This window comes from Acinetobacter sp. YH16032 (assembly GCF_013417345.1).
Lineage (GTDB): Bacteria > Pseudomonadota > Gammaproteobacteria > Pseudomonadales > Moraxellaceae > Acinetobacter.
In genome coordinates this window covers 1-1,751 of record NZ_VPEE01000129.1, presented here as the reverse complement: position 1 = coordinate 1,751, position 1,751 = coordinate 1, and the positions used below count along the sequence as shown (strand labels likewise).

At 34.3% G+C, this 1,751-nt stretch carries 2 protein-coding genes and 1 pseudogene; 2 read left to right on the top strand and 1 reads right to left on the bottom strand.

Annotation, left to right across the window (positions count from 1 at the left end; translation table 11 throughout):
- Together FTV32_RS17650 and FTV32_RS16860 are read left to right on the top strand one after the other, a co-directional pair.
- Positions 1–107, top strand: a pseudogene (locus FTV32_RS17650) (mobilization protein); the annotation flags it as partial.
- The gene (locus FTV32_RS16860; RefSeq protein WP_253135668.1) at positions 107–643 is read left to right on the top strand and encodes a hypothetical protein; all 537 of its coding nucleotides are present in this window, start codon (positions 107–109) and stop codon (positions 641–643) included. The pseudogene FTV32_RS17650 and the gene FTV32_RS16860, both read left to right, overlap by 1 nt.
- A 13-nt stretch (positions 644–656) precedes the next feature.
- Here FTV32_RS16860 and FTV32_RS16855 read toward each other — a convergent pair whose 3' ends face one another.
- Positions 657–1,640, bottom strand: a complete 984-nt coding sequence (locus tag FTV32_RS16855) for a RepB family plasmid replication initiator protein (protein ID WP_151710986.1) — start codon at positions 1,638–1,640, stop codon at positions 657–659.
- Positions 1,641–1,751 lie beyond the last annotated feature (111 nt).

Genomic DNA, 1,751 nt, shown 5'->3' with positions numbered 1-1,751 from the left:
AGAATGAATCCAATAAAGAAAAAATACTCGCTGATCTCAACGAGTATTTAACAGAAGATCGGGATAGACAGCTTTTTGACTTACCAAATATTGAGATATCTAAATAATGCAAAAAACACTAATTTTATGGGGTGGAATTTTAGCGACAATCATGGGTTCGCAAAATCTTAGTGCATGTATGCCACACTCACCAAATGAGGTATTTATAGCAAGGGTTCAATCATTTGAATCAGATAAAAATCAGACTAAATTTCAATTTTCTAACCATAATTTTATTTTTCGCCCATTAATAGCTTGGTTTAGATATTCTAGCCCAAATGAATGGAATGGCGATTTTAAAATTAAGAATATAAAAAAAGGAAATTTGATAATTGGTTTAGCATATCCGCCAGATGGTAACCAAGCAAGAAATTATCAGGTAAGTTCACTGGCACTACTTCACTGTAATAATGATGTTATATCAATAAGTAAGCCATCCACTCCTTTTTTAGCATGGGATAGAGCAAAAGGACGTTGTTTCTATACTGATAAGAGTGGTTTATTGAACGGCTTTCTTGAAAAAGATCAGGCATATTATTTACATAAAATTCAAGCTAAATATCCGACTTGCCGTAAACTGTACTCAGCATTCCCTATGACGTAATGTATATAAAATCTTAGTCTTTGAAGTCTGTTTCAGTCCGCAATGCTTTAAAAATCCGCTTTGCGGTTTCCTCTCGGACGGATGTAGGGTCACGTAAAATATTGGCAATCCATATTGAAAAGGCTGGGTAATCTTTATTGTCGGCTAAGTCAGAGATGCTATGAACCTTAGATAATACTGAACTGTAGGTCTTAATTTGACTGTCAGATAAGTTGCTGAACATATCTATAGTTTTTTGATCTCGCTGAGATTCTATTTTTTTAGGTGACAATTTTTGCTTAAATTTTAATTCTATGTGTGTGAACTTACGCCCTGTTTTTAACAGTTTATATTTGATTGTAATGGGAGATTTTTCATTAAGTTCATCAATTGCGGTATCTATTACCCATCTTTTTAAGTCTGCCGTTAATGGATACTTATTATTCAGATCAAGCATATTGCGCAAGTCATCAAGCCTTATTTTTCGATAACCTGTACTCTTGAATTGCATCATTAATTCATAAAATCGAACGCTATACCCACTACTTACTCCTGCTATGTCTTGAAGAAAATATTGTGTGAAGTTAGATGATAAGTTACTAATAAAGGGTAATACAGACTTACTAAACCTTATTGCCGCCAAAATATAATCTTCTGCATAAGGATCGCTCCCTGTCACCTCTTGGATAAATTCAGGATTAGCCAAAGCCCAATCACTATTGTATTTCATGATGTCTTGAACCCATCGAGTTTTAAATGTCCCTGCTTCAGTTGTTATTGTAATAACTCTATTAAAAAGTCGATCACATGCTTCTCTAATTTCTCTGCTTGCTGTTTTTGGGTTAACACCTAACTCAATAAATGATTCCCTTGTGACGCAATAACCTGTGTTATCTGTCACTTCTTCGCCTTTGGGTATACAGGCTATAGCCGCCAAAATTAAGCGCTGTTCATTCAAAGACAGTTGATAACTAGCTTCAATAATATTATTTGCTTTGACTACTAAGAGCTTACTCATTTTTGTATTCCTTATTATTAATTATGAGAATAATATATCGCCTCATAGTTATGCGTCAATCCCTCATAGTTATGCGTCAATCCCTCATAGTTATGCGTCAATCCCTCATAG

Bases quoted from the DNA above. Each gene is read 5' to 3' on its own strand.
- FTV32_RS16860 (WP_253135668.1), top strand. From the start codon at position 107: ATGCAAAAAACACTAATTTTATGGGGTGGAATTTTAGCGACAATCATG.
- FTV32_RS16855 (WP_151710986.1), bottom strand. From the start codon at position 1,640: ATGAGTAAGCTCTTAGTAGTCAAAGCAAATAATATTATTGAAGCTAGT.